Annotated in this window: 1 protein-coding gene; it reads right to left on the reverse strand. The window is 45.8% G+C overall.

Annotation, left to right across the window (positions count from 1 at the left end):
* Position 1 precedes the first annotated feature (1 nt).
* A partial coding sequence (locus AB4384_RS21695) for a PAS domain-containing methyl-accepting chemotaxis protein (protein WP_372130103.1) occupies positions 2-1,403 on the reverse strand: 1,402 nt, incomplete at its 5' end.

Here is a 1,403-nt window from a genome sequence, read left to right on the forward strand (position 1 = left end):
GCTAATCCGCGATGAACCATTTTTCTTCGAAACGCTTTGCCAGTTGGTAGAACTCATTGACTCGTTCTTTTAGCTCTGTGGAGTGGTCTTTCACAGAATGCGTTGCCACTAAGTTTTGTTCTGCGGTCGAGGCGATAGACTGCATATGCAGATTGACTTCACTCGACAGCTCACGTTGCTTATGAGCAGAACTTTCAACAGACTGCATGAGTTCATTCATGGATTGCATTAGGTTTTCGACTTCCGACAAGCGCTCTGCACTCACCTTCGCAACATCACCACATGCGTCCGTTTGCTTACGGTTCGCCAGAATATCTTTTTGCCACCGTTCAATCGTCGTTAGCATGGTATCGATGCTCTCTTTGATCTGAACCGTAGCCTTTGAGGTTCGACCCGACAATGCACGGACTTCGTCGGCAACAACGGCAAAGCCTCGTCCTTGCTCGCCCGCTCTCGCCGCTTCAATCGCAGCGTTCAGGGCCAACAAGTTGGTTTGTTCGGCGATTCCACCAATCTCTTCCATTATCTTGCTTACGCTCTGCGCTTGATCGCTCAGTTGGTAAGTCGTTTGAGTCGCCTTTTCAGCCTGAGAAGCTAGGCTCTCTAAGTTTTGATGAGTTTGATTAATGCTTTCTTTAGCGCCAGCACAGGTTTGCAAAGTCACATCAACAATCTGGTGCGCTTCTTCTGTGCGAGAAGAGACCTCATTGGCGGTGACTTCAACCTCTTCAGTCGCCTCTCGTACTTGAAGAATGTCTTCTGTTTGTTGATCTAAGGCTTCTGATACTTCAAATGACGTCGCATTTAGGTTGTCAGCCAAATCTTGTAACGGCTTGGCTGAGTCTGTCATGCGACCTAATACGGTGTGGATTCTTGCAGACAATAGTTTTAAGTGAAAATCGGCAATAGAGAACTGACTATTACCTGAATAAACAAGACGACTAACACTATCGAATTTAGATTGCAGCTTTTTCAACTGCAGTGGAGTATCAATCAGCTCTTGTCGGAAAAGCAGTGCTAATGCTGAAACAGGAAGTAGGCTCAACAACCATTGTGATACTTGCCCTACTTCAATGAGATTTGAAATTAACGGCGCAGCCAAAGAGCCTAGCAACACGGCGTAACGAACACTGTCACTGATCTTTAATGACCATTGGCGACCCGACTTTTCAGCCTTCAAGAGGCCTTGGTAAGCCTTATCTGCAACTTGTATCCATTCATTCTTTGGCTTAACACGAACAGATTGGTAGCCACTCACCTTACCATTGTCGTAAATTGGAGTTACATAAGCATCGACCCAGTAAAACCCACCAGATTTGGTTTTGTTTTTTACGATGCCACTCCAAGCTTTACCTTGCTTTAGGTTAACCCACATATCAGCAAATGAAGTGACCCCGTAAAGT

Source organism: Vibrio sp. 10N.261.51.A4 (genome assembly GCF_041471945.1).
Lineage (GTDB): Bacteria > Pseudomonadota > Gammaproteobacteria > Enterobacterales > Vibrionaceae > Vibrio > Vibrio crassostreae_C.